Raw genomic sequence first — 25,263 nt, 5'->3', positions numbered from 1 at the left:
AACATTGCGCATCGAGACAGGTGGCCTACTCGGCCGCCTCCTGCCTTGCTTCCCGCGCGAAGAGGTATTTCTCCGCCTCCAGGGCCGCCATGCAGCCCTGGCCGGCCGCGGTCACCGCCTGCCGGAAAACGTCGTCGGTCACGTCACCCGCCGCAAAAACCCCGGGGATATCCGTCGCCGTCGAATCCGGCGCGGTCCACAGATAGCCATTGGGCTTCAGGCGAAGCTGGTCTTTGAAAAGCGACACTGCCGGCGCGTGGCCAATGGCAATGAAGATGCCGTCGACTGCGACTTCCGAGATTGCGCCTGTCCGGACATTGCGGATTTTCGCCCCGGTCGCCGCCGGCGGGAAGCCGCCCTGGCCCAGGACTTCCTCGATGGCGGAATCCCACATCACACTGACGTTGTCTCTCGTGAAGAGACGGTCCTGCAGGATTCGCTCGGCGCGGAGCGCATCGCGACGGTGCACGAGCGTGACGTGGCGGGCGAGGTGGGAGAGATAGAGGGCTTCCTCGACGGCGGTATTGCCGCCGCCGACGACGAGGACGTCCTTGTCCTTGTAAAAGAAACCGTCGCAGGTGGCACAGGCCGACACGCCGAAACCCTTGAAGCGTTCCTCCGACGGCAGCCCGAGCCAGCGTGCTTGCGCGCCCGTGGCGATGACGACGGCATCCGCCGTCCAGACATCGCCGCTGTCGAGGGTCAGTCGAAAGGGCCGGGTGGTGAGCTCGGCCGCAACGACGATATCGCTGACGATCCGTGTGCCGACATTCTCCGCCTGGCTGCGCATCTGCTCCATCAGCCATGGGCCCTGGATCGGCTCGGCAAAGCCCGGATAGTTCTCCACCTCGGTGGTAATGGTGAGCTGTCCGCCGGGCTCCATCCCGGCGACCAGGACAGGCTCGAGGAGAGCCCGCGCCGCGTAGACGGCTGCCGTATAGCCGGCGGGACCTGATCCGATGATCAAGAGCTTGGCATGGTTGGCCGTTGACATGGTCGCACCCATCGCAGGTTGGTCTGTCCAGATAGGCGGCAACTTCACAAAGGGCAAGCGAGCATGCCCTTCCGTCACCAGGTTTCGGCCGAAGGCGGGTTGTTTGGTGCGTCGCGTGCAACCCAAGCGCTGTTTTCGGCGCATTCTGGCAAGTCCACCGCTCCTGTCGGAGGGCGTACGACCATCAGCTCAAAAGGCGCTCGCGGACGACATCGGCCGCATAGGTGGTGGCATCGACAGTTCCGGCGCCCTGGAACTCCAGATCCACCCCTTCGGGGCCGGTCAGAGAAACCAGGCCGCGGGTGTCGAGATTGGCGGCGAATTCGTCATGACGACGCGATCGGCCGTTGAGTGGCAGGAGATTGACTGGATGCCCGCTTGCGACCGCTTCTGACACCATCGAAACGGAATCGGCGGTGACGAGCAGGCGATCGGCAAGTGCGAGAAGCCCAAAATATGGATTGTCGCCACTCCCATCCCACTGCCAGTACCAGGGTTCGGCCTGAAATTCCGAAGCGAGAGCTTGCTTGACCCGGTTTTCCGTTCGCCGCGACGGCGTCACCACGATACGTGCGCCGGTGGCTTCGTGAACACCGCGGATGATCGCCTTGAGGCGTGTGAGAAAGGCCTCGCTCATCCAGTAGTGACGTGTCGGCCCCCCGAGAACGACGCCGACGAGGCTGTTTTCCGAACCGCGAAGACGCGGACCCCAAAGGGCGGCTGCCTCGTCGAGTTTATCCCTGGTTACGCGATGCAGCGCCGTATCGACATTGACCACGTTCTCACCGGCAAGGTGATCGTGGCGCATCGAAATGACGAGATCGAAATGGTGCACGGGCGTCAGGGGATTTTGAATATGCACCGTCCGTGTGCTGCCTTCTGAGGCGCTGTGGATCGCGATCGAGGCCGCAGTGGAACGGCGTCCGCAGCTGATCAGGAGATCCGGCCAGGGCGGCGTGAGAAGATCACGCGAAGGATCGAGCCCGGCCAGCGCCGCGGGACACAAATGCCCTGGAAGCCAAGACCATGGCTGACGCAGCCTGATCGTCTTCTCCTCAAACGGCACGCCCAATCGTTCTGCCAATCCGAGGGCCTGGCTACGCATTCCGGCCTCGCCGGTCGTCAGCACCCAACAGCGGGGCTTGGGCGGATTTACGGGATGCGGAACCATGATCTGACGAGGGCCGGCGAGAAGTTGAAGCGCGGGAACTTCGCCACCGGTAGCATGCCGGAAGCCGGCGCGCCAAGTGCGCCTTCGGGCGCGGCCAGGACGACGATTTTGCCGCCGGTTTGCCGCCTTGAGAGGCAGTGAATGCCTATGTTTCAGGCACATGCATGGCTGGCATGCACACTCTTTCATTGTGATCGGCCGATTGTCGGACGATAAAGCGGGAGCTGACGAGCTCTTCGGGCACTTCCCTGTGGCCGCAGAGAGCAGCTGTTCCCCTCTTGGACGGCCGGTCGTTGACCGGCTCCAAACTCTCCCGACGAGTCCTGGATATCAAACACCGGGGCTCGTCTTTTTTTTTGTTTCGGGCTAGTGGCTTCCTGGGAGGGAACGGTTGCAGGCGCAGGCCACGTGACAACGCGTTCCGCTACAAGACGCAACACTCGTGTTAGGCTTTTTCCAAGGCCAGCACACAAGCAGAACAACGGAACAATGGCTGTCGATCTTTCTCTCGATCCCTCGACCCTCCGCTTTTTTGCCGACAAGGCTCGCACGCTCAGTGCCGATCTGGAAGCTGGCTACGAGGACGGCCGCGATCATGAAATCGATCTCGATGCCGAGGGCATGCGCGAATCGCACCACCACGATGCGCTCGCGGAAGAAGAGACCGACGACCAGACCGAAGAGGAACTTCGCGAGCTCATCGATGATCTCAATATCGATGAAGCGGCGGATCTAGTCGCAATCGTATGGATCGGGCGCGGTGATTACGGCGCAGACGATTGGGAGGAGGCGCGCTCCGAAGCGAGAGGCCGCGCCCAGGGCAAGACCTCCAAGTATCTTCTCGGCATGCCGCTTCTGGCCGACCATATCGACGCCGGTCTCGACGCGCTGAATCTCTAGTCGGTCAGTCGCGGGAAGCGCCGCGCTTGCAGAGCCGTCGCGGAAACGGCACCGTAGCACTATGGTGAATCAATCCTTACCGGGATGCCCGTGCCGCTTCTCCCAAATATCCGCCTGACCGTTTCCCTGATCGCGCTGGGTCTTTCGGGCCTGTCGTCCTCCGCTCTTGCGGCGGACGCGGCTTTGCGACGTGATGCGGTGATGCGCGCTCTGCCCGACGATGCGTCTGCGGCGCTCGGGGATGTCGCCAGAGGCTCGGAAGTCGTCGTCAACGGTTGTGCGCAGGCGGAGGGGTGGTGTCTGGTGCGGCCGCGCTCGGGCGGCGCGCGGCACGGCTGGCTCCGAGGTGATGCGCTGACAGCGCTCGGATTCAGCCGCCGGAACTCGAGCGACGACGATTTTGCCGTTCATTTCGAGACCGATGGGCCCGTGACGATCATCGTTCTGCGGTAGGTTTCGATGCCGCGGCGCTCGAACGAGGCGCCGATTCGGCTCTACCATCTTCGATAGAGTTGCAGGCGCAGGCTGGCATTCTGGCTGTCGAGCCCGATGTCGGAAACCGCCCCCACGAGCGACATGCCTTTGATCAGCTGCTGTTGGGCTTCGACGGAGCTGTGCCAGATGAAATCGGTATCCGACACGTAAGACTGCGCCGTCAGGGCGGTGTCGGTCGGCAGGATGTTGAGGCGAAGATAAGGTGCAGTCGCCATCGTCTGTTCGGCGTTGGACCCGACACCGGAGCCGGAGAGGGCGTAGCTCAGCTGCAGCGACGCTTCGACGAGATTGCCGAAGGATTCCTGACGCCCGATGCGGGCCGCAATCCGGTAGCTGTTCTCTTCGGGGATCACATTGCCTTCGATCCAGGCCTTGTCCCACGTCCAGTCGTAATTCGGGAAGGGGCCGGGCAACGCCAAGCTGTACCATGCCACATCGGTAGGCCGGTTTCCCCATTGCCACACGCGCGTGTCGACGCCGTGAGAGCCACTGCCGGTCGTACCGATGTCGACACCGAATCGGCCTTCCCAATCGCCTGGATGCTGAGCTCCGAGCGTGTAGATGGCCGCGCCATCGGCGAGCGACGAACGATTGACGATCAGCCAGTCGCGCTCATCCGCATCGGCCGGCCCAGCCAGCGCGCCCAGGCCAAGGATGGACACGATTCCGAGAGCCATGATTTGGGCTCGGACGCGCCCGACGCCGAGAGTGATCCGCACGTCTCCAAACTCCAGGTCAGGTGAACCGGTACGAAGACCCCCGGACGTTCCTCCAACTTCGAATTGCTTTCGTTCCAGGATAGAAGCTCTTGTGGCGAAATGAAGAATCACGTTCTGCGGGTATGTGACACGAGCAGGTTGCGAAAGGCTGTGACCCGCGAACCAGTCTCCCTCGTCGGGTGGCGAAAGCTGCCACTCAGGCCTTTTCGCGCCTGCAAGGCTGGTCCATATAGAGAACATGGCAGCAGACAGGCGCACATCCCCCGGGCGACGCGGTAAGGCCGCTAAGCTCGGCTCCGAAACCACCTATGAGCAATCGGAAGGCGAGGGCGAGGGCAAGGGGTTCGGTGAGGCCGCACAGCCCTCGCTGGAAGGTGTCCCGATCGAAGCGGCGTTTGCCGGTTCGATCACATCATGGGCGGAAGAGATCGCGCGCGAGGCCGAGGCGGAAGGGCGCAGCACGCGCATCAGGCCACCCCAGTCGAAGGATCGGGGCGGGCTTGCCTATGATCGCTCGATCGCTGTTCCCGAAAAACCGAAGACTGACCCTTCACCGGAGGGAAAGTCGCGTGCCGGAAAGTCGAGACTTGGACCGGGAAAGAACTCCGGTTGGGAGACGGACCAGTCGATTCCCATCAAGGCTGATGAGAAGGAAGCGCCGGCGAAACCCAGCCGTGGCGCCGCGGGCAAGAGCACAAAATCCCGTGCCGGAAAGACGGCCACCGACAAGCCTTTGAAGACCTCGAGGGGAACCTCGATGGGTGGGCGCAGCTCCGCCAAGGAGCGCGCCGGTGCGGGCATGAGCCCGGCGGCAGGCTTCGATGTGAATCTGGAAGATGCGGAGAATTTGCCGGGTTCCGCGGTGACGGCGACGGTTGAAGCCCTTTCCTCCCTCATCGAGAAAGGCCGTCCGGAGTTTCGCGACGGCACCTGGGTGCCGCATCGGCCGCCGCGGCCGGAAAAGTCCGAGGGCGGCGTCCCTCTCAAAATCACCTCCGAGTTCGAGCCACGCGGGGATCAGCCCCAGGCGATTGCTGAACTCGTTGCGGGGATCAAGGAGGCCGGGGAGGCGACCCAGGTTCTGCTCGGCGTGACCGGCTCGGGCAAGACCTTCACCATGGCGAAGGTCATCGAGGAAACGCAGCGCCCGGCGCTCATCCTGGCGCCCAACAAGACCTTGGCGGCGCAGCTCTACGGCGAGTTCAAATCGTTCTTCCCGGAGAATGCGGTCGAGTATTTCGTCTCCTACTACGACTATTATCAGCCGGAGGCCTACGTTCCGCGCACCGACACCTATATCGAGAAGGAATCCTCCATCAACGAGCAGATTGACCGCATGCGCCACTCGGCGACGCGCGCGCTGCTCGAACGCGATGATGTCGTGATCGTCGCGTCCGTCTCCTGTATCTACGGTATCGGCTCGGTGGAAACCTACACGGCCATGACCTTCGGCCTGGAGGTGGGCGATCGGCTCGACCAGCGCCAGCTCATGGCCGATCTCGTGGCCCTGCAATACAAACGGTCGGATGCCAATTTCATTCGCGGCACGTTTCGGGTGCGCGGCGACACGATCGAGATTTTCCCGGCCCACTTGGAAGATCGCGGGTGGCGTGTGTCGCTGTTTGGTGACGAGATCGAGGCGATTTCGGAATTCGATCCGCTCACAGGTCACAAATCGGGTGAGCTTCGTTCCGTAAAGGTCTATGCGAACTCGCACTATGTCACTCCTAAACCGACTCTGCAGCAGGCGGTGAAGGGGATCCGCTCAGAGCTCAAATGGCGGCTCGAGGAGCTGGAAAAGGCGGGGCGGCTTCTTGAAGCACAGCGTCTGGAACAGCGCACGCGTTTCGATCTGGAGATGATCGAGGCGACGGGCTCCTGTGCCGGCATCGAGAACTATTCGCGCTATTTGACGGGGCGCAAGCCCGGCGAGCCGCCGCCGACCCTGTTCGAGTACCTGCCCGACAACGCGCTCGTCTTTGTCGACGAGAGCCATGTCACGATTCCGCAGATCGGCGGCATGTATCGCGGCGACTTCCGTCGCAAGGCGACGCTCGCCGAATACGGCTTCAGGCTGCCGTCCTGCATGGACAATCGGCCGCTCCGCTTTGAGGAGTGGGACGCCATGCGCCCGCAGAGCGTGTGCGTGTCGGCGACGCCGGGCAACTGGGAGCTCAACGAGACCGGCGGCGTCTTCACCGAGCAGGTCATTCGTCCGACCGGCTTGATCGATCCACCGGTGGAAATCCGTCCAGCCTCGAGCCAGGTCGACGATCTCCTGGGCGCGGTGAAGGAAACCGCTGCCGGCGGGTATCGCGCCCTCGTCACGGTGCTGACCAAGCGCATGGCCGAGGATCTGACGGAATATCTCCACGAGCACGGCGTCCGGGTGCGATATATGCATTCCGATATCGATACGATCGAGCGCATCGAAATTATCCGTGACCTGCGCCTTGGTGCGTTCGATGTCCTCGTCGGCATCAACCTGCTGCGCGAGGGGCTCGACATTCCCGAATGCGGGCTTGTCGCGATTCTCGACGCCGACAAAGAGGGTTTCTTGCGCTCCGAGACGTCATTGGTTCAGACGATCGGCCGGGCCGCCCGGAATGTCGATGGGCGGGTGATCCTTTACGCGGACGGTATGACCGGATCGATGGAACGGGCGATCGCGGAAACCTCGCGTCGGCGCGAAAAGCAGATCGCCTACAATGTCGAGAACGATATCACACCGGAATCCGTGAAAGCCCGTATCGCCGATATCCTCGATTCCGTCTACGAGCGTGACCACGTCCGCGTCGGTGTTTCCGGCAGTGGCCGCGGCGCTGGATTTGCCGAGGATGAGGGCGCGCTCATGGGCCACAATCTGCGCGCCCATATCGAAGATCTCGAAAAACGCATGCTGGAGGCCGCTTCCAATCTGGAATTCGAGGAGGCGGCGCGGATGCGCGACGAGATCAAGCGGCTGGAAGCGACTGAGCTTGCCGTCATGGACGACCCGCTCGCCCGCAACACCGGCATCGAGAATACCCGGCAGAGCCGGAAAGATGCGGCAAAGTCCGGCGGCTCCCGCGTGCGCAAGAACACGCTCGACGAGATGACCGTGGGCCGGACCGAGAAACCGCTTGGCGGGCCCGCCCCCTTGCAGGCCCCAGAAGGCGACGACGTCAGGCCGCTGCGGCGTGAGAACATCGGCAAGGGGTCGTACGAGGAGCCCGAAGACGAGCGCGCGCGCCAGCGCCGCCCGAGAAAGACCGGGCGGCCGGGTCGCTAAAGACACTCAGGCCTTGATCACTTCCGCGATCGCCTTGCCGATCTCGGCAAAACCGGCATTGCGATCATCGAAAGAGGCGCCGCTTTCCGTCAGGTAGATGGACGCGATGACGGGTTTGCGTCCGCTCGGCCAGATGACCGCGACGTCGTTCATCGTGCCATTGCCGCCGCCCCCCGTTTTGTCGCCGACGAGGAAGTCGCCAGGAAGACCGGCACGCAGCTTTTCGTCGCCCGTCTTGTTGGTGCACATCCATCTCTTGAGATACAGGCGGGAACGGTCGGAGAGGCTGCCTTTGACGAGGAGCGTCTGCGCGTCGCGGCCCATGGCCCGCGGGCTTGTCGTGTCCCGTGGATCTCCGGGCGTCGCTTCGTTGAGCTCTGTTTCCCTGCGGTCGAGGCGGGTCACCTGGTCGCCGATGGAGCGAGCGAAAGATGTGATCGCGGGCGGACCGCCGAGGCTGTCGAGAATCAGGTTACCGGCCGTGTTGTCGCTTTGCGTCATTGCCGCGACGCAGAGATCCTCAAGCGTCATCCCCTCACCACCGACATGTTCCTTGGTGACGGGCGAATAGGTCACGAGATCCTTTTCCTCGAAGCTGATGCGACGCTCGAGATCTTCCTCGCCCATATCGACCTTCGCCAGCACGGCGCCGCAGGCGAGCAGCTTGAAGGTGCTGCACATCGGGAAACGCTCGTCCGCGCGCTGGGCCCATTCGCGACCCGTCTCGATGTCGAGGACATAGGCGCCGAGACGCGCATTCAGGCGCTGCTCCACCTCCGCGAGCGTGCGTGTCAGCACGTCCTGCGGAGGATTATCGTCTGCGGTCTGTGCGAAAAGCGGGGAGGGCAAAAACGCGCTGCCGGCCATCGCGGCCATGAGGGCCGTGAAGCTGCGGCGCGTCGGCATCGTATCCATGTCGGTTCCTTCCTGACATCTGCGGCAGGCGGGCCGCTAGCTGCGTCGGAAGACGGAATTAAGGCCGAATCGCGAAGGACGGATGTCCGCTTGTGAATAGCCGAGCGGTGCCCCACATGATTGTCATGTGCAGGTCAGCTTCACGTTCGAGCCGGAGTCCAGGCCAATCCCTTTCGGGATTGGCGCTCGCAGGTCTTCTCGCCGTCGCCGCGATCCCCTCTGTTGCGACTGCACAGAGCTTTGGCAACCCCGATCGGCCGCGGATCCCGCGGGTCGAAGTGCCGAAGTTGAAGGCCCCAGACCCGATCAACAACCCCTACGATCAGCCGCGGCTCCGTCAGCGCCGGCTGGAGAATCAGCGCATTTTCGCGCCGCCGGGCTGTGCCGGAAATCTCACGGCGCAGCAGCGCGCCAAGTGCCGGGCGCAATATCAGTATCGCGAAGAGAACTGACCGCCGGACCCGGGCGACTTTCTGACGCGCAGGTGCCGTCAGCTTCCGCAGCGTCTTTTCGGGTTGCTTCCGCATTCAAGGCAGGGAAGGGTCCCTCTCCAGGAAGAGGAGGCGAGGCATGCCGGCGCAGAACAGGTCCGAAGATAACAACTCGGCTCGAACCGGACACATCCGGGTCGGCATAGGCGGATGGACCTTCGAACCCTGGCGCGGAACCTTCTATCCGGAAAAACTGCCGAAGACGCGCGAACTCGAATACGCGGCCTCCAAGCTGACGGCGATCGAGATCAACGGCACTTTCTATCGCGGCCAGAGCGCCAAGAGCTTTGCCAAATGGCACGACGAGACGCCGGACGATTTTGTCTTCGCTCTGAAGGGCCATCGCGCCATTGCCATGAAGAAGAAGCTCGCCGAGACCGGCGACAGTCTCGATTGGTTCATCAACGGCGGCATCGCCGAGCTGAAGCAAAAGCTCGGTCCGATCCTATGGCAGTTCGCGCCGAGCCGCGTCTTTGATGCTGAGGATATTGCCGCTTTCCTGAAGCTCCTGCCGCAGGAAGTCGACGGTCTGCCGCTTCGCCATGCGCTCGAAGTGCGCCATGAGAGTTTCCTGTGCGAGGAATTCGTCGATCTCGCAAGCCGCCACAACGCGGCGATCGTCTATGCCGAGTCAGACGATTATCCGGGCCTCGCCGAGCCGACAGCCGATTTCGCCTATGTGCGGCTGATGCGCACGCGGGAGGAGGAGAGGACGGGTTATTCCCCGTCCGATCTCGACGCCTGGGCAGAGCGTGCGCGCGTGTTTGCGCACGGCGACGTGCCTGACGATTTGCAGCGGCTCAAGGGGAAGGGCTCTATCTGCTCGACCGACCCCCACGCGGTTTTCATCTTCTTCATAGCCGGCGCCAAAGTCCGCAATCCGCACGCCGCTATGGAGCTTATGGCCCGCCTCGACAGGTGAATTCGACGTATTGGCCGCAGAAAGGGCAAAGCGCCTCGTCAATTGTGGGAGAAGCGGCTATCTAGCGATGTCCGGCAGATGGAGACGAGGCACATGTCCACAGAGCCGCAGCTCTACAAAAAGGCCAAGGATCGACGAAAGAAGGCGCCGGTGAAGCGTGTTCAGCTGTCGGCCGAGGAGCGCCGCGCCTACGAAGAATTGATGCAGGAACGGCAAAAGCGCGACAAGGAGCACACCCAATTCCTGCCAGAGGACCGTCAGACACGGCGCTGAACGTGCCGCAATGCATGCGGTGTTCATCTGAGCGATCGGAGCAGGGGTCCTTCACGTTGCCGCGAACCGTTTCGGGCCCTGCACCAGCGGCGGTCTTGTCCGGAAAGGCGGCGCGTCCTAGCTGAGGGGCATGAGCATCCGTCCACCGCGCATCCTTGCTCCGCGCAAGCAAGCTTCGCCCTACGACGCCCTCGAGCAAGAGATGATGGCGGAGAGGGCTGCAAGCCTCTCACGCGCGGCTTCCCGTTTCGAAGACGCGCTTGCCGTCTGGCGTCGCCTTGAAGATGCCGTGAGAGCGGATGCCTCCGACGCCAGCATCGAGGATGCTCGTGCGCGAGCGTTGGACGAGGCGAGCCAGGCCTTGTGGGCGCTCGTCGTGCAGCGCGAAGCGCTCGGTTTCCCCGGCACGGAGCAGCTGATGCGCGAATACGACGTGCCGCAGGTGCTGCGTGCGAGGCTCGGGATCGTCAGGAAGCCGGCGCTGTGATCAGGCCCAGAAGGGCGGCGCCTTGTTATCTGTGGCTTTTCCCGTCATAACGCGAATGGGCGCGTAAATGTTGGATGGGCGCGCCCCGACGACCGGTTAAGTCTGCGCCGCGCGGTTTCGTACCCGACCGGTAGGTAACGTCTTTCCCGACTGTTTCGAAATTCGAGCCTGGCAATGGGCCAGCCTCGATGAATCCGACCACAAAGGGAAAAGGGTTTCTCCCATGAGCCAGACCGGCACCGTTAAGTTCTTTGATTCCACGCGCGGCTTCGGCTTTATCGCTCCAGAAGACGGCAGCAAGGACGTTTTCGTCCACATTTCGGCTGTCGAGCGTTCGGGCCTTCCGGGCCTTGTCGAGGGCAATCGCGTCAGCTTCGAGTTGCAGCAGGATCCAAGGGGCCGCGGCCCGCAGGCGGTCAATCTCCAGCTTGCCTGAATGCTTCCTCTCTGGGATGTGACTGCTCCCAGCCATATTTGACGATCGAGCCGCCGGCATGTCCGGCGGTTTTTGTTTAACGCACCACCAGCACCGAGCATGGGCTGTGCAGGACCACATTGGCTGCGTTTGACCCCATCACATAGTCGCCGAGATTGGGGTTGTGCGAGGCCATCACCACGAGATCGATCTTTTCCTGGTTGATCGCCGCGCGGATACCGCGAGCCACGGTTCCTGAACGGTAGATGGCGCGGCTTCTGATATCTTCGGGAAGATACTCGCGCCGGAACACCTCCACAGCGGGGAGGTGATGCGTCGGGAACTGCGAAAAGTCCGCTTCCATCTGGGGAAATACGCTCAAAACCACGAGCTCGGCATCATAGAGGCGCGTGAGTTCGATCGCAGTCGTGACGGATTTCTTCCAGCTGGCGATGTGGTCGAGGTCGATCGGCAGCAAGATTCGGCTCACCATCGGCGTCCTCCCAGGTTTCTTGTTTCTTGGTCATGATGCGCCCAAGCTGGGTCGTGCGCCCATGCGCCGACGCGCCGCGCGGCACCGTTTGAGGCCGCATGGATGCTGCTGTCGACCTCCGATTGCGCGGAATTGTCTAAAGGTCCCGAGAGGGGGATGGCAACGAGGCATGTCCGTTCAGCCATCGTTCAGCCTGGAAGTCCTATCAATCTCATCAAGAAGCCGGAGATGATCTTCCGGCGGGGCTTATTGGCAAGGAAACGACGATGTCTTTCTTCAGACCCACTGCTCTCAAGACAACGGCTGCGGCACTGGCCGTTGCACTGACTGCTCTTGCTCTGCCGGCTGGCGCTCAGGCCGGGTCATGGGATTCCCGTCACTGGGATGGCGACAGGGGATATTATGGTGACCGTGGCTGGGAGCGTCCGCGCGGTTATTATGGACACCGCCACCATCGCCGCGACCGTGACGACGCCGGCGCGGCTGTCGCTGCCGGTGTCGTCGGCCTGGCCGCGGGTGCTCTTCTCGGTTCGGCACTGACCGCGCCGCGCTCCGCGCCCGTCTATGTCGAACCGGCGCCGGTCTATGCGGCTCCGCCGCCCGTTTATGTCCAGCCGGCGCCCGTCTATGCGGTTCCCGCGCGCAATCCGCTGGTCGTCTACGACACGCGCCCCGCTCCCTGGACGCCGGAATGGTATGCCTATTGCAGCTCGAAGTATCGCTCCTTCGATGCCAATAGTGGTACCTATCAGCCGTATAATGGCCCGCGCCAGCTTTGCCAGTGACACCTCGTTCTTCTTGAGCAACATATAGGAAAGGCCGCTTTCAAAGAGCGGCCTTTTGCTTTTCTGTGCCATTCGAGTGACATCATGGTCACATCGGCTTCTCTTCACGTCATGCTGCAAGAAATGCCCCAGGTCTTGCCCATTTCTGGCCCCTTTTCGCCGGTGAAAGCGGCGGCGGCAAAGTTTGTTTTCATGGGAAGAGAAGAATGTTCCACTCGGCGAAGTTCCTCGCCGCGGCGGTCCTTGTGGGCAGCTGCGTCCTCGTAACCCAGCCTCAAAGCGCCAATGCTCAGACCGGCCACGCCTCCTGGTACGCCCTGACCTCGCGCACGGCTTCCGGGGAGAGGTGCAACCCCAATGCAATGACCGCGGCTCACCGCACGCTTCCCTTCGGGACCAAGGTGAAGGTCACCAATTTGCGCAACGGTCGAGCCGCCGTCCTGCGCATCAACGATCGCGGTCCCTTCATCAAGGGGCGCGTCATCGATGTCACGCGTGCTGCCGCCCACAAGCTCGGGTTCAAAGGGCGAGGCACGGCAAAGGTTCAAATCGAAGTCCTTAAGTGAATCGCCGATTTAGGGTCGAGCCAAGGTTCGGCCCATTAGGGACTTGCAGATTTGCCCGCATAACGGCATGATCATACGCGGGGGTTTGCATGAGGCGCCCCCTTTATGGTCGAGGGCCAGCGGACCGATCCCGGCTTTCCATGTATTCCCAAGTAAAGACCGCGCGCTTGCCCGCGTCGGCTGGTGAGCCTCCAGCCGGCGACTTTTTTCTATCGAAGGACGAGATGAGATGATGAACAATGGCGGTCGCGGCGGGCACGACGACGACGACTTTGGTGAGCGCCCGGACCGTGATCGGTCCCGTCGGCCCCGTCGTGGTGGTGCGCGCGAATTCGGCAGCGATTTCGGTAGCGATGCTCCTCCCACCCCCGGTTATGGCGATCGGGGAGAAGGAGGCTTCGGCAGAGACAATGAAGGTGGCTATCGCGGTGGCGGCGGTGGCGGAGGTTATCGTGGCGGTCCCAACCGTGGCGGCGGCTACCGCGGCGGCGGTGAAGGTGGCGGCTATCGCGGCGGCGGTGAAGGCGGCGGCTACCGTGGCGGCGGTGAAGGTGGCGGCTATCGCGGTGGTGGCGAAGGCGGCGGCTATCGCGGCGGCGGCGGTGGCGGCGGCTACCGCGGCGGCGGCGGTGGCGGCGGAGCCGGTGGCGGCTTCCGCAGCGGCGGTGGTGGCGGCGGCGGCTTCCAGGATCGCCAGCCGGCAGAGGTCGGCCCGCGTCAGAACGGCACACTGAAGTTCTTCAATGCGGATCGGGGCTTCGGCTTCATCTCGCCGGAGGACGGCAGCAAGGACGTTTTCGTGCATATCTCGGCGATCGAACGCTCCGGCCTGCCGCAGCTTGCGGAAGGCACCAAGCTTTCGTTCGAGACGCAGCAGGATCGTCGCGGTCGTGGGCCGCAGGCGGTCAATTTGCAGCTTCTCGAAGACGAGGCTTGAGCAGGTCGTCGACCGAGAGAAGTCTCCTTTGGGAAGACTCGTTCCGCATGTGAGCGGAAGACAGACGACAAAAATTTGGGGCGGCTCGCTTGTGCGGGCCGCCCCTTTTCTTTTCGTCTGGAGCTTTCGGTACGCTCGAGGCGCCGCGCCTCCGGCGTGAAAAAGCCCGGCTGCCGTAGCCGCCGGTTCGATCCGGCTTCAGCTCAGCGTGTTGCAGAAACGCTGGATGCGTTCGCAGGCTGCCTCGAGCGCTTCCGTCGACGTCGCATATGAAATGCGGAAGTTCGGGCCGAGACCGAAGGCTCCGCCATGCACAACCGCGACGCCCTCTGCTTCGAGAAGCTCCGTGACGAAATCCTGGTCGTTCTCGAGCGTCTTGCCTGAGGGCGACTTTTTCCCGATTGCCGCCGCGCAGGACGGATAGACGTAGAATGCGCCTTCTGGCTCGGGACATTCCAAAAGCGCACTCTGGTTGAGCATCGACACGACGAGATCGCGCCGCTTTTGGAAGACCTTGCGGGAACTCTCGACGAAATCCTGCGGCCCGGTCAGCGCCTCGACCGCGGCCCATTGCGCGATAGAGCAGGTGCCGGATGTCTGCTGGCTCTGGATCTTGCTCATTGCCTTGATGAGCTCGTCCGGGCCGCCGGCATAGCCGATACGCCAGCCGGTCATCGCATAGGCCTTCGACACGCCGTTCATCGTGAGCGTGCGCGAATAGAGCTCCGGCTCTGCCGCGGCGAGGGTGGAAAACGGCTCGTCGGTGTAGAGAAGGTGCTCGTACATGTCGTCCGACATGATCCACACATGCGGATGCTTCATCAAAACCGCCGCGAGAGCCTTCAATTCGGCTTCGGTGTAGGCCGCGCCGGAAGGGTTGGAGGGCGAGTTGAAGATCAACCATTTGGTCTTCGGCGTGAGCGCGCCCTCGAGGGCTTCCGGCGTCAGCTTGAACTTGTTTTCAAGCGTCGTGTCGACGAAGCGCGGCTCGCCGCCGTTCAGGAGGACCATATCCGGGTAGCTCACCCAATAGGGAGCCGGAATGAGGACCTCGTCACCCGGGTTAAGCGTCGCTGCCAGCGCGTTGTAAAGAATCTGCTTTCCACCGGTTCCGACGATGGTCTGCGTCGGCTTGTAGGTGAGGCCGTTCTCGCGCTTGAATTTCTCTGCGATGGCCGTGCGCAATTCCATGATGCCCGGAACCGGCGTGTATTTCGTTTCGCCCCGCTTGATGGCGGCGATCGCAGCTTCCTTGACGTTGTCGGGCGTGTCGAAATCGGGCTCGCCCGCGCTGAGGCTGATGACGTCTCGTCCCTGAGCTTTCAGTTCGCGCGCTTTCTCGGCGACGGCGATGGTCTGGGAGGGCTGAACACGAGCGAGGTTGTCGGCAAGGAAGGCCATGAGTTTGAAATCCGACTGAAGGGAGTTAGCAACGGGCGCGAAACCTAGGCCCAAGGCGCGGGAGGCGCAAGGCGCAAGCGTGCCGAACGCACAATCGCAGATCCGCTTTGCCGCTGGGATCTGGCTGTACCTCAGTAGGATTGAGGCAACCCTTCAACCCAATTTGCTTGCCGCGAGGGCAGCAAGCGGCAAAGCCTGAGAGCTGACAACAACGGAAGGGCGATGATGGCGACCCTCTATTCGATGCAGGATTCCGGCAACTCCTATAAGGTGCGGTTGCTTTTTGCCCATCTCGGTCTGCCGTTTCGGATCGTCGATATCGATACGACAAGCGGTGCGACCCGAAAGGACGACTTCCTCGAGATCAATCCGATCGGCAAGGCGCCTGTTGTCGTCCTGGATGACGGGCGTGCTCTGGCCGAATCGGGTGCAATTCTCCTGCATTTCGCGGAAGGCTCTCGTTTCCTGCCGGACGACGGCTACGAACGAGCGAAGTGCTACGAATGGATGTTCTTCGAACAATATTCGCACGAGCCTACGATCGCCGTACGTCGCGCGCTGCACGTTTACGAAGCTCGTCGCGCCCAAGCGACGCCCGAGAGGCTGCGCGAGCTGCTTGAAAAGGGCAACGAAGCTCTGCGCGTGATGGAAAAGCGGCTTGCAAAGCACGACTGGCTCGCCGGCCATGCGTTCTCCGTCGCCGATATCGCGCTCTATGCCTACACGCATGACGCGGAAGAGAAGGGCGGCTTCGACCTCGATCCGTTCCCGGGCATTCGCCGCTGGCTGGAGCGGGTTGCCGCCGCGAGGGGGCACGTGACGATCGATTGGCGCCCCGCCTGAGCGTGGGCCGTGCGCTGGAATGGGTACTGCAAACGTTACCTGAAATTCACGCAACGAAGGGCTCTTTGCACGTGTTCTGTCAAGGAGGGGCGCCTCAATGGGAGATACGAATGCGCAGACTTCTTGCCGCGAGCACCGCTCTCGCTCTTAGCATGTCCACACTGGCCTATGCCCAGACGGGGGCTGAACAATCTGCTCAGCAACCCGCTTCGCCGCCCGATATGAATGCGCCGAATCCCGATCAAGACATGGAGTCAGATCCGGATATGGACATGATGCCCGATCAGGATGGGCCATCGCAGACAGACGATGATACGTCGTCCTCGCAGAACCCACCGATGCAACGTTACGGCTCTGGCTGGGGTGGCTCCGGCTGGGGCGGGCCTGGTTATGGCGGCTGGGGCCCGGGCAATTGCATGATGGCGCCCAGCGCCGGAATGGGGCCCGGGAATGGGCCTGGTAATGATTGGTATGGCGGTGGCCGGGGCTATCCGGGCGATTGGGCAGGGCAACAGCCGATGCAGCGACCCGGACCTGGCGGCTGGCGTCAGAGGGGCCCCGGCCCTGCGGCCATGGGGCCCGGCGGCCACCACGGCATGAAGTGGCACGGCCATCGCGGGCATGGCATGGCCAAAGGTGGCACAAGCTTCAGACTGCGCCAGGGCGATACGACGATCCGCGTGACGTGCTCACCGAAAGAGAGCGCGGATTCGTGCGCCAGCGCGGCCGCCAAATTGATGGAGGCCGCGCACGAAATCCGTGCGTCGGATGTGGATGTGCGACGCGGGAACGCCGGCACGCAGTAGTCTCATCAGGAAATCGAAGCTTCGCGCCTGCGGGCGCGGAGCGTTACGCTTTGCTGCGCCGATCCGTCAGGGCAGCGGAATGCCCTGGTCCTTTTTCGGCACATCGTAGCCGCGTTGGACGGCGGGCCGGTCGGCGATACGCAGATACCAATCGCGCACATGCGGGAAATCGCCGAGATCGATCCCCTGCCACTCGAAGCGTGACGCCCAGGGCCAGACGGCCATGTCCGCGATCGAATAGGCCCCGGCGAGATAATCGTGCTCTGCGAGCTGCGTATCGAGCACTTTGTAGAGGCGCGCAGCCTCCTTGGCGTAACGCTCCTCCGCGTAGGGGGCCTTGCCGGGATTGAACTTCAAGAAATGATGCGCCTGACCGAGCATGGGGCCGAACCCGCCCATCTGCCACATCAGCCATTCCATCGCCCGCCAGCGGCCGGCCTCGTCGGTCGGCATGAATTTGCCGGTCTTTTCTGAAAGATAGAGGAGGATGGCTCCCGATTCCATCAGCGCCTGGCCGCCCTCGTGATCGACGATCGCCGGGATCTTGTTGTTCGGGCTGATCTTGAGAAATTGCGGCCGGAATTGCTCGTCCGCCATGATGTCGATGGGATAGACCTCATAGGCGAGCCCCATCTCCTCAAGAGCGATGGAGACCTTGCGGCCGTTCGGAGTGGTCCAGGTGTAAAGATCGATCATGGCAATGCCCGCCTTAAGGTCAGGCGGGCCAGTTAGCAGGAGCGCGCCATAGGCTGCAAGACGGTGCCGGCGCGCTCTTTGAGTAGAAAACCCCTCTGAGGGTGCTCAGCCGTAGACGATCTCGAGGATCTCGTAGCTGTGCGCGCCTCCGGGAGCCGCAACCTCGACGGAATCGCCGACGCTCTTGCCGATCAGGGCACGTGCGATCGGCGAGGAGATCGAGATGCGGCCGAGGCGGACATCGGCCTCCATGTCCCCGACGATCTGCCAGGTCTTTTCCTCGTCGGTGTCTTCGTCGACGAGTTTCACCTTGGCGCCGAATTTCACCGTTGAGCCGGTCAGTTTCGACACGTCGATAATGTCGGCGCGCGACAGCTTGTCCTCAAGCTCCGCGATGCGGCCTTCGTTCAGGCTCTGTTGCTCCTTGGCGGCATGATATTCCGCATTCTCCGAGAGGTCGCCATGCGCGCGAGCTTCAGAAATCGCCTGAATGATGCGCGGCCTTTCCTCGGAGGTGAGTCGTTTGAGCTCCGATTCCAGTTGCGCATGGCCGGCAGCGGTCATCGGAATCTTTTCCATCTTCTCCTCCACGACGCCTCGTTTTTGGGCTGGGGGCAACAAAAAAGCGGGCGCTCCACCGGTGAGGGGAACACCCTGCTTGACGAAACTAACTTAGGCCGCGTCGAAATAGGATTGTAGCGGCCTGACTTCAAGCTGCCCGCCGAGAAGGGCTTCAATGCCCTGTGCCGCAGCACGTGCTCCCGCCAAAGTGGTGAAATAAGGCACTTTGTGCAGCAGCGCGGCCCGTCTCAGCGACCGGCTGTCGGCGAGGGCCTGAGCGCCTTCGGTGGTGTTGAAGACCAGCTGCACCTCGCCATTCTTGATAGCATCGACGATATGTGGCCGGCCTTCAAGTACCTTGTTTACCTTGGCGCAGGCGATCCCGTGTTCTTCCAGAAAGCGCTGCGTGCCGGTCGTCGCGATGATCGTGAAACCAAGGGATGCAAGCTGACGCACCGTCTCCATGACGCGCGGCTTGTCGCCGTCGCGCACGGAGACGAAAGCCGTGCCGCCGGTGGGAAGCTGCACGCCACCCGCGAGCTGGCTTTTGGCAAAGGCCACGGCAAAATCGTAGTCGAGGCCCATCACTTCGCCGGTCGAGCGCATCTCCGGTCCGAGGACCGTGTCGACACCGGGGAAACGGGCGAAGGGGAAGACGGCTTCCTTCACGGCCACATGCTTGTGGACGAGCGGCGTCGCCTCCAGATCCTTCAACTTTTCGCCGGCCATGATCCGCGCGGCGAGCTTTGCGATCGGGCGGCCGACGGCCTTTGCCACGAAAGGCACCGTTCGCGAGGCGCGCGGGTTGACCTCCAGCACGAAGATGTCGTCGCCCTTGACCGCGTATTGCACGTTCATGAGCCCGCCGACGGAAAGCCCCTTGGCGAGCGCTGCCGTCTGACGGCCGAGCTCCTCGATGATCTCTTTGGACAGAGAATGCGGCGGCAGCGAGCAGGCCGAATCGCCCGAATGGATCCCGGCTTCCTCGATATGCTCCATGATGCCGCAGACGACGACATCGGTGCCGTCGCAAAGCGCATCGACATCGACCTCGATCGCATCGGCGAGATAGGAATCGATCAAGACGGGAGACTTGCCGGAGACGACCACCGCCTCGTTGATGTAGCGCTCAAGCTGCGCGGTATCGCGGACGATTTCCATTGCGCGCCCGCCGAGCACGTAAGACGGCCGGATGACGACGGGATAGCCGATCTTCTCGGCGATCGCGAAGGCTTCTTCTGCGGAATGGGCGATGCCGTTGCGCGGCTGTTTGAGGCCGAGCTTCCCAAGAACTTTCTGGAAGCGGTCGCGGTCCTCGGCGAGGTCGATCGCATCGGGTGAGGTTCCGAGGATCGGAATGCCGGCTTCTTCGAGCGGCTGTGCGAGTTTCAGCGGCGTCTGGCCGCCAAACTGCACGATCACGCCCTTCAGCGTTCCGGCACTCTGTTCGACCCGCAGGATCTCCAGCACGTCTTCCGCCGTCAGCGGCTCGAAATAAAGCCGGTCGGAGGTGTCGTAGTCGGTGGAGACCGTCTCCGGGTTGCAGTTGATCATGATCGTTTCATAGCCCGCATCGGCGAGCGCGAAGGCGGCATGGCAGCAGCAATAGTCGAATTCGATGCCCTGACCGATGCGGTTCGGTCCGCCGCCCAGAATGACGATCTTTTCCCGGTCGCTCGGACGCGCTTCGTCCTCAGCCTCGCCGCCGGCGCGGAAGGGCCGTTCGTAGGTCGAGTACATATAGGCCGTGGCGGCGGCGAACTCGGCCGCACATGTGTCGATGCGCTTGAAGACCGGCCTGACGCCGAGACGGTTGCGCAGCGCCCGCACCGATTCTTCATCGGTGCCTGCGAGCTTGGCGAGGCGAGCATCCGAAAAGCCGAGGCTCTTCAGGCGGTGCAGCACCACCTTGTCCTCCGGCACGCCATTGGCGCGGATGCGTTCCTCCCAGCCGACCAGCCCTTCAAGCTCACGCAAGAACCAGGGATCGATGGCGCAGGCTTCGTAGATCTCTTCGCAAGAAGTGCCGAGACGAAGCGCCTGTGCCACCTTCAACAGCCGGTCCGGAGTGGGGCGGGCGAGCGCGGCGCGAATGGCGTTCTTGTCGTCGCCTTCGCCGAGACCCGGAATGACCACCTCGTCCAACCCGTCGAGCCCGGTCTCGAGGCCCCGAAGAGCCTTCTGCAGGGATTCGCTGAACGAGCGCCCGATCGCCATCACCTCGCCGACGGACTTCATCGACGTGGTCAAAGAGGGCTCTGCTCCCGGGAATTTCTCGAAGGCGAAACGCGGGATCTTGGTCACGACGTAATCGATCGTCGGCTCGAAGGAGGCGGGCATCGCCCCGCCGGTGATCTCGTTTTCGAGTTCGTCGAGCGTGTAGCCGACGGCAAGGCGTGCCGCGACTTTCGCGATCGGAAAGCCCGTCGCCTTGGAGGCAAGCGCCGAGGAACGCGACACGCGCGGATTCATCTCGATGACGACCATGCGCCCGTCGGCCGGGTTGATCGCGAACTGTACGTTCGAGCCGCCGGTCTCCACCCCGATCTCGCGCAACACCGCGAGCGAAGCGTCCCGCATCACCTGGTATTCTTTGTCGGTGAGGGTGAGGGCGGGAGCAACGGTGATCGAATCACCCGTGTGCACGCCCATCGGATCGATGTTCTCGATGGAGCAGATGATGATGCAGTTGTCCGCTTTGTCGCGGACGACCTCCATCTCGTACTCCTTCCAGCCGAGCACCGATTCCTCGATCAGGATTTCGTTGGTGGGCGAGGCGTCGATGCCGCGCTCGGCGATCTCGAGAAATTCTTCGCGGTTGTAGGCGATGCCGCCGCCGGTGCCACCGAGCGTGAAGGAGGGGCGGATGATCGCCGGCAGGCCAATCTCTTCGAGCGCGGCAAGGGCTTCCGGAAGAGAATGGGCAAGACGCGATGTCGGCGTATCGAGGCCGATCTTCGTCATCGCCTCGCGGAACAGCTCCCGGTCCTCGGCTTTGTCGATGACTTCGGCGCGCGCGCCGATCATCGTGACGCCATAGCGATCGAGGACGCCGGCCTTTGCCACGGACAAGGCGCAATTGAGCGCCGTCTGCCCGCCCATCGTTGGAAGGAGCGCGTCGGGACGCTCCTTTTCGATGATCTTGGTGACGACGTCGGGCGTGATCGGCTCGATATAGGTGGCGTCCGCCAAATCCGGATCGGTCATGATCGTGGCCGGATTGGAATTGACGAGGATGACCCGATATCCTTCGGCCTTCAGAGCCTTCAAGGCTTGTGTGCCGGAATAATCGAATTCGCAGGCCTGGCCGATCACGATCGGCCCGGCCCCAATAACCAGAATGGAAGAGATGTCGGTGCGTTTCGGCATGGGGGCGTGCTGGTAGGCGGGCCGTTCGGCCCGGCCGGTTCCGGGTGGTTGGAAAGTTGCGCGCTTATAGAGGAATTCGCGCAAGAGGCAAAGCCGCCACCTGGAGTGCTGTGGACCTGCAGCCTCACAGACCCCAGAGCGGAAACGAGACGACGGAGAGCAAGCGGGTCAGCTCAACTCTGCGATGGCGGAAGCCTCAGATTCGGCGTTCGTGTCCTCGACAGTGTCTTTGCCGTCTTCGTACGATGCCGTCTCGCCGTCATAGTCGGCAATCCCGACCGAAAGCGCGTAGCAGGCGAGGCGAACGGATTTCGGGATCTTGACCTTCTTGCCGTCGCGTTCGCCCGTTTCGTAATACTGAATCATACGTTTTTTGAGGCCCAACCGATCGGCTGCCTCTTTCTGTTTCATTCCGAGCTTTTTTCGCCAGGCTTTGAACTGGTCGGGTGTCATCGTGGAAACGCCCAAGGCAGGTCCCTTTCAGCTGACCGAATTTAGGGGCTTTTTACACTGCGGCCTATAGCGAAATCGTGAAGGCGCAAAAAGTGCATTTCCGGTTTGACAAATGCGCACAATGTGCACATATTCACGATGAAGGCGCAAATAGTGCTCCTTTTGACGGCCTACGTGCCGTCAGACGCAACCTGTCAGAGGAGGGCTCTCAGATGTTGAATGACATCGTCCTGCAGCGGGCTCGCCTGGGTTACGATCGCGTGGATATGCATCGCTACGCGACTCTCAACTGCGGCATGGCACGCTTGTTCAAGCGTGTAGGCCATTGGTTCAGCTGAGGTTTCTCACGGCGATTACGCTGTAAAAGAAGTGTGATGAACAAAAACGCGGCTCCCCTGGCCGCGTTTTTGCTTTCAGGCGACGGAACCGCCGGCCATCTCCGTTTCTTTCCCCGTCGCAGCAACGGACGGAGCACGGGATGCGGTGGCGGGGTCGGCGGAAGTCGAGCAATATCGAATATCGGACCGGCGGGCGAAGCTCCCTGCCAATCGGACGTGCTGGTGGCGGCATCGGCTTCCTGATCGTCGCGGCAGTCCTCTTCTTCGTCTTCGGCATCAATCCGATGGAGCTCCTCCGCGAAGTGGAGACTAGCTCGGGGCAGATCTCAAGCGAACAACGCTCTCCGTCTGGAGACGTCGCCTCCACCCGAACGGAAGCCGACGATTTCGTCGCCACGGTGCTTGCCGAGACGGAAGACGTCTGGGGCGGCATTTTCCGCGAGGCGGGGGCGGACTATCCTGAACCCACGCTTGTCCTCTTCAACAATTCTGTCCGGTCCGCCTGCGGCCTGGCGGGCAGGGCGGCTGGACCGTTTTATTGTCCAGGGGACCGGAAGCTCTACCTCGATTTGTCCTTTTTCGAAGAGCTGAGGCGGCGCTTTCGTGCTCCCGGCGATTTTGCGCAAGCCTATGTGATTGCGCATGAAGTCGGCCATCATGTCCAGAATCTGACGGGCGTTCTCTCGCAAGTGAACGAGATGCGTCAGGGGATGAGCGAGCGCGCGGGCAACGCCCTTTCTGTCCGTGTCGAACTTCAGGCCGATTGCTATGCCGGCATCTGGGCGAACCGGACGCGCGACAAAGGCTTGCTGGAGGCGGGCGATCTCGACGAGGCGCTGAACGCGGCGACCCAGATCGGCGACGATATGATCCAGAAGCGCACGCAAGGCTATGTCGTGCCCGAGGCTTTCAATCATGGTTCGTCGGAAGAGCGGCGAGGTTGGTTCCGCAAAGGCTATCAATCGGGAGATCTCGATGCCTGCGATACTTTCAGCGTTTCGACGCTTTGAGGCGCAAGGATGAGCGTTGCGGGCCGCACGGCCGTGCTGGCACTCGCGCTGGCGGGAGGTCTCGCGGGCTCGCAGGCGCCGGAATTCGCCCAGCAGTATCGGCAACGCCTCGGCGGCGCCGTCGATGAAATGCGGCAGGTCGTGGCCGATTTCGATGCGGACGTTCGCCGCAACGGGCTCGACCGCGACGAAGCTGTGGCACTTTACGCCCAGTCGCCGGAACCGTTCCTCAAGGATCGCGGCCTGTCGATGAAGCGTCTTCTCGCACGCTTCTCGATACTCAGCCGTCAGGAGGCGGAGCTCGAGCTGTCCGAGCCCCTGATGCGGCCGGTGATCGTATTCCGGAACCCAGATCAGAAAATCGTCAAGGGCGCCTGGCAGATCTACGAACCAGCCGTTCCGGTGACAGTAGCGGGAGCTTTATGGGCTTTGTCCGGGCTCTCGCTCGTCGGCACTTTCGCCTGGCTTATAGGTAAAATGCTGCGCTTTCTCTTTTTGCAGAGACGGGCGCGCTCAGAAGTCCCCTCGAGCTGAGACCGGCATCGAGCGAGCCGGTCTCCGCTGTCCGTCGGCTTAAGCCGGCGGCCTGTCCGTCGGCGCTTTGCGGTTCTCGTGAACGAGATCCATGAAGCGCCGGAAAAGATAGTGGCTGTCCTGGGGACCAGGCGATGCTTCGGGATGGTACTGCACCGAAAAGACCGGCTTGTCCTTCAGGCGCAGCCCGGCATTGGAGCCGTCGAACAGGGAGATATGTGTCTCTTCAACCTCGGGCGGCAGGCTGTCGCGATCGATTGCGAAGCCGTGGTTCATCGAAACGATTTCCACCTTGCCCGTGGTCTTGTCTTTGACCGGATGATTGGCCCCGTGATGGCCCTGATGCATCTTGGCCGTCTTCCCGCCGAGCGCGAGACCCATCATCTGATGGCCGAGGCAGATGCCGAATGTCGGCGTGCCGCTGTCGATGACGCTGCGAATCGCCGGAACTGCATAGGTGCCGGTCGCGGCCGGATCGCCGGGGCCGTTGGAGAGGAAAACCCCGTCCGGATTGAGGGACAGAATATCCTCCGCCGTGGCTGTTGCCGGCAGAACGGTGACCTTGCAGCCCTCTTCGCTCAGAAGACGCAGGATGTTCCGTTTGATGCCGTAATCCACCACCACGACGTGGCACTCGCCGTCGTCGCGATGTCCGTAGCCTTGGCCGGGCTTCCAGCTTGTTTCGTTCCAGTCATAGCGCTGCGCGGAGGTGACGCCCGGTACGAGATCCTGCCCATCCATCGCCGGCATCGCGGCCGCTTCCGCTTTCAACGCCTCGTAGTCGAAATTGCCGTTCGGATCGTGGACGATCACCGCATTCGCCATGCCGTTTTCGCGGATACGATTGGTGAGCGCGCGGGTATCGACATCCGCAATGCCGGGGATGCCGCGCGACTTCAGCCACGCATCGAGATTCTTCGCCGCGCGCCAGTTGGACGGCTCCGTGATCGGTGCGCGCAAAACGCAACCCGCCACACCGGAGTTGCGGGCCATGTTCACCGTTTCGACGTCTTCGTCGTTCGTGCCCACATTGCCGATATGCGGGAAGGTGAACGTGATGATCTGCCCGGCATAAGAGGGGTCGGTCAAAATCTCTTGATAACCGGTCATCGCGGTGTTGAAGCAGACCTCGCCGGACGACTTGCCCGTTGCCCCCAATCCTTCACCTTCGATGATTGTACCATCGGCAAGGACGAGACATGCGGTGGGTTTGTTTTCGGGCCAGGAAGTGGCGGTCATGAACGGATCCGACGGTCAGCATCAACAGGTGGAGCTTGCGCTCTCTTGCGTCCCCGCTGCGAGTGCCTATATCGACGACCTCTATGGCGCGCTGGGGCAGCGCGCGATACCTAGTGGGCGGATCATGTCGCGTCAACGCGAGGAATGGTTGAGACCCACATGAGACCCAAAGCCGACCG

The 25,263-nt window shown here is 62.3% G+C and carries 26 protein-coding genes; 15 read left to right on the top strand and 11 right to left on the bottom strand.

The window, feature by feature from the left end:
• Positions 1–25 precede the first annotated feature (25 nt).
• Together trxB and J2R99_RS16750 are read right to left on the bottom strand one after the other, a co-directional pair.
• Positions 26–994 (bottom strand): thioredoxin-disulfide reductase, encoded by a 969-nt coding sequence (gene trxB / locus J2R99_RS16755; RefSeq protein WP_307155505.1) that lies wholly within the window; start codon positions 992–994, stop codon positions 26–28.
• Positions 995–1,178: 184 nt separating this feature from the next.
• Positions 1,179–2,099 (bottom strand): mitochondrial fission ELM1 family protein, encoded by a 921-nt coding sequence (locus J2R99_RS16750; RefSeq protein ID WP_234627729.1) that lies wholly within the window; start codon positions 2,097–2,099, stop codon positions 1,179–1,181.
• A gap of 555 nt (positions 2,100–2,654) precedes the next feature.
• On the opposite strand from J2R99_RS16750, the gene J2R99_RS16745 reads away from it, so the two are divergent.
• Positions 2,655–3,065 carry a DUF3775 domain-containing protein gene (locus tag J2R99_RS16745; RefSeq protein ID WP_307155504.1) on the top strand — a complete coding sequence of 137 codons (411 nt, stop codon included), beginning with the start codon at positions 2,655–2,657 and terminating at the stop codon, positions 3,063–3,065.
• A 90-nt stretch (positions 3,066–3,155) separates the two neighbouring features.
• Positions 3,156–3,518, top strand: coding sequence for an SH3 domain-containing protein (locus J2R99_RS16740; RefSeq protein ID WP_234627731.1), 363 nt, complete (start codon positions 3,156–3,158; stop codon positions 3,516–3,518).
• A 41-nt stretch (positions 3,519–3,559) separates the two neighbouring features.
• On the opposite strand, the gene J2R99_RS16735 is transcribed toward J2R99_RS16740, so the two are convergent.
• The gene (locus J2R99_RS16735; protein ID WP_234627732.1) at positions 3,560–4,237 is read right to left on the bottom strand and encodes a hypothetical protein; all 678 of its coding nucleotides are present in this window, start codon (positions 4,235–4,237) and stop codon (positions 3,560–3,562) included.
• Between the two features lie 280 nt (positions 4,238–4,517).
• Between J2R99_RS16735 and uvrB the strand changes: the two genes are divergently transcribed.
• The gene (gene uvrB / locus J2R99_RS16730; RefSeq protein WP_304504488.1) at positions 4,518–7,550 is read left to right on the top strand and encodes an excinuclease ABC subunit UvrB; all 3,033 of its coding nucleotides are present in this window, start codon (positions 4,518–4,520) and stop codon (positions 7,548–7,550) included.
• Positions 7,551–7,556: 6 nt separating this feature from the next.
• On the opposite strand, the gene bla is transcribed toward uvrB, so the two are convergent.
• Positions 7,557–8,456 (bottom strand): class A beta-lactamase, encoded by a 900-nt coding sequence (gene bla / locus J2R99_RS16725; protein ID WP_503167858.1) that lies wholly within the window; start codon positions 8,454–8,456, stop codon positions 7,557–7,559.
• Positions 8,457–8,644: 188 nt separating this feature from the next.
• Here bla and J2R99_RS16720 point away from each other — a divergent pair, with 188 nt between their 5' ends.
• From J2R99_RS16720 to J2R99_RS16700, 5 genes are all read left to right on the top strand, one after another.
• A complete protein-coding gene (locus J2R99_RS16720; RefSeq protein ID WP_307155502.1) occupies positions 8,645–8,917 on the top strand; it encodes a hypothetical protein in 273 nt (90 codons plus the stop codon).
• 118 nt (positions 8,918–9,035) lie between these two features.
• Positions 9,036–9,878 carry a DUF72 domain-containing protein gene (locus J2R99_RS16715; protein WP_307155501.1) on the top strand — a complete coding sequence of 281 codons (843 nt, stop codon included), beginning with the start codon at positions 9,036–9,038 and terminating at the stop codon, positions 9,876–9,878.
• A 93-nt stretch (positions 9,879–9,971) separates the two neighbouring features.
• Positions 9,972–10,151, top strand: a complete 180-nt coding sequence (locus J2R99_RS16710; protein WP_092815147.1) for a hypothetical protein — start codon at positions 9,972–9,974, stop codon at positions 10,149–10,151.
• 130 nt (positions 10,152–10,281) lie between these two features.
• Positions 10,282–10,638 carry a DUF6665 family protein gene (locus J2R99_RS16705; RefSeq protein WP_307155500.1) on the top strand — a complete coding sequence of 119 codons (357 nt, stop codon included), beginning with the start codon at positions 10,282–10,284 and terminating at the stop codon, positions 10,636–10,638.
• A 223-nt stretch (positions 10,639–10,861) separates the two neighbouring features.
• Positions 10,862–11,074, top strand: a complete 213-nt coding sequence (locus J2R99_RS16700) for a cold-shock protein (protein ID WP_092815141.1) — start codon at positions 10,862–10,864, stop codon at positions 11,072–11,074.
• A 76-nt stretch (positions 11,075–11,150) separates the two neighbouring features.
• Here the strand turns inward: J2R99_RS16700 and J2R99_RS16695 are convergent, their stop codons facing one another.
• A complete protein-coding gene (locus J2R99_RS16695; RefSeq protein WP_307155499.1) occupies positions 11,151–11,546 on the bottom strand; it encodes a universal stress protein in 396 nt (131 codons plus the stop codon).
• A gap of 266 nt (positions 11,547–11,812) precedes the next feature.
• On the opposite strand from J2R99_RS16695, the gene J2R99_RS16690 reads away from it, so the two are divergent.
• From J2R99_RS16690 to J2R99_RS16680, 3 genes are all read left to right on the top strand, one after another.
• Complete coding sequence (locus tag J2R99_RS16690) at positions 11,813–12,331, top strand: BA14K family protein (RefSeq protein ID WP_307155498.1); 519 nt, start codon at positions 11,813–11,815, stop codon at positions 12,329–12,331.
• 206 nt (positions 12,332–12,537) lie between these two features.
• On the top strand, positions 12,538–12,897 hold the full coding sequence (locus tag J2R99_RS16685) for a septal ring lytic transglycosylase RlpA family protein (RefSeq protein ID WP_307155497.1): 360 nt from the start codon (positions 12,538–12,540) through the stop codon (positions 12,895–12,897).
• Positions 12,898–13,126: 229 nt separating this feature from the next.
• The gene (locus J2R99_RS16680; protein ID WP_307155496.1) at positions 13,127–13,834 is read left to right on the top strand and encodes a cold-shock protein; all 708 of its coding nucleotides are present in this window, start codon (positions 13,127–13,129) and stop codon (positions 13,832–13,834) included.
• A 198-nt stretch (positions 13,835–14,032) separates the two neighbouring features.
• Here the strand turns inward: J2R99_RS16680 and J2R99_RS16675 are convergent, their stop codons facing one another.
• The gene (locus J2R99_RS16675; RefSeq protein ID WP_307155495.1) at positions 14,033–15,235 is read right to left on the bottom strand and encodes a pyridoxal phosphate-dependent aminotransferase; all 1,203 of its coding nucleotides are present in this window, start codon (positions 15,233–15,235) and stop codon (positions 14,033–14,035) included.
• A gap of 225 nt (positions 15,236–15,460) precedes the next feature.
• On the opposite strand from J2R99_RS16675, the gene J2R99_RS16670 reads away from it, so the two are divergent.
• Positions 15,461–16,078, top strand: coding sequence for a glutathione S-transferase family protein (locus tag J2R99_RS16670; RefSeq protein WP_307155752.1), 618 nt, complete (start codon positions 15,461–15,463; stop codon positions 16,076–16,078).
• 872 nt (positions 16,079–16,950) lie between these two features.
• On the opposite strand, the gene J2R99_RS16665 is transcribed toward J2R99_RS16670, so the two are convergent.
• From J2R99_RS16665 to J2R99_RS16650, 4 genes are all read right to left on the bottom strand, one after another.
• Complete coding sequence (locus J2R99_RS16665; RefSeq protein ID WP_307155494.1) at positions 16,951–17,580, bottom strand: glutathione S-transferase family protein; 630 nt, start codon at positions 17,578–17,580, stop codon at positions 16,951–16,953.
• A 105-nt stretch (positions 17,581–17,685) separates the two neighbouring features.
• Positions 17,686–18,159: a transcription elongation factor GreA gene (gene greA / locus J2R99_RS16660; RefSeq protein WP_307155493.1), complete on the bottom strand. Its 474-nt coding sequence runs from the start codon at positions 18,157–18,159 to the stop codon at positions 17,686–17,688.
• Between the two features lie 93 nt (positions 18,160–18,252).
• Positions 18,253–21,510, bottom strand: a complete 3,258-nt coding sequence (gene carB / locus J2R99_RS16655) for a carbamoyl-phosphate synthase large subunit (RefSeq protein ID WP_307155492.1) — start codon at positions 21,508–21,510, stop codon at positions 18,253–18,255.
• Positions 21,511–21,678: 168 nt separating this feature from the next.
• Complete coding sequence (locus J2R99_RS16650; RefSeq protein WP_307155751.1) at positions 21,679–21,963, bottom strand: helix-turn-helix domain-containing protein; 285 nt, start codon at positions 21,961–21,963, stop codon at positions 21,679–21,681.
• A 478-nt stretch (positions 21,964–22,441) separates the two neighbouring features.
• On the opposite strand from J2R99_RS16650, the gene ypfJ reads away from it, so the two are divergent.
• Positions 22,442–23,311 (top strand): KPN_02809 family neutral zinc metallopeptidase, encoded by an 870-nt coding sequence (ypfJ, locus tag J2R99_RS16645; RefSeq protein WP_307155491.1) that lies wholly within the window; start codon positions 22,442–22,444, stop codon positions 23,309–23,311.
• Between the two features lie 9 nt (positions 23,312–23,320).
• Complete coding sequence (locus J2R99_RS16640) at positions 23,321–23,845, top strand: DUF2937 family protein (RefSeq protein ID WP_307155490.1); 525 nt, start codon at positions 23,321–23,323, stop codon at positions 23,843–23,845.
• A gap of 39 nt (positions 23,846–23,884) precedes the next feature.
• Here J2R99_RS16640 and carA read toward each other — a convergent pair whose 3' ends face one another.
• Positions 23,885–25,084 (bottom strand): glutamine-hydrolyzing carbamoyl-phosphate synthase small subunit, encoded by a 1,200-nt coding sequence (gene carA, locus J2R99_RS16635; RefSeq protein ID WP_307155489.1) that lies wholly within the window; start codon positions 25,082–25,084, stop codon positions 23,885–23,887.
• On the opposite strand from carA, the gene J2R99_RS16630 reads away from it, so the two are divergent.
• Positions 25,083–25,247 (top strand): hypothetical protein, encoded by a 165-nt coding sequence (locus J2R99_RS16630; protein ID WP_307155488.1) that lies wholly within the window; start codon positions 25,083–25,085, stop codon positions 25,245–25,247. The two genes, carA and J2R99_RS16630, sit on opposite strands and share 2 nt — an antisense overlap.
• The last annotated feature ends 16 nt before the right edge of the window (positions 25,248–25,263 follow it).

Origin of the sequence: Rhodopseudomonas julia (genome assembly GCF_030813515.1) — a bacterium.
GTDB lineage: Bacteria > Pseudomonadota > Alphaproteobacteria > Rhizobiales > Afifellaceae > Afifella > Afifella julia.
Note: the sequence above shows the minus strand (reverse complement) of the source record. Positions and strands in the feature narration are given on the sequence as shown.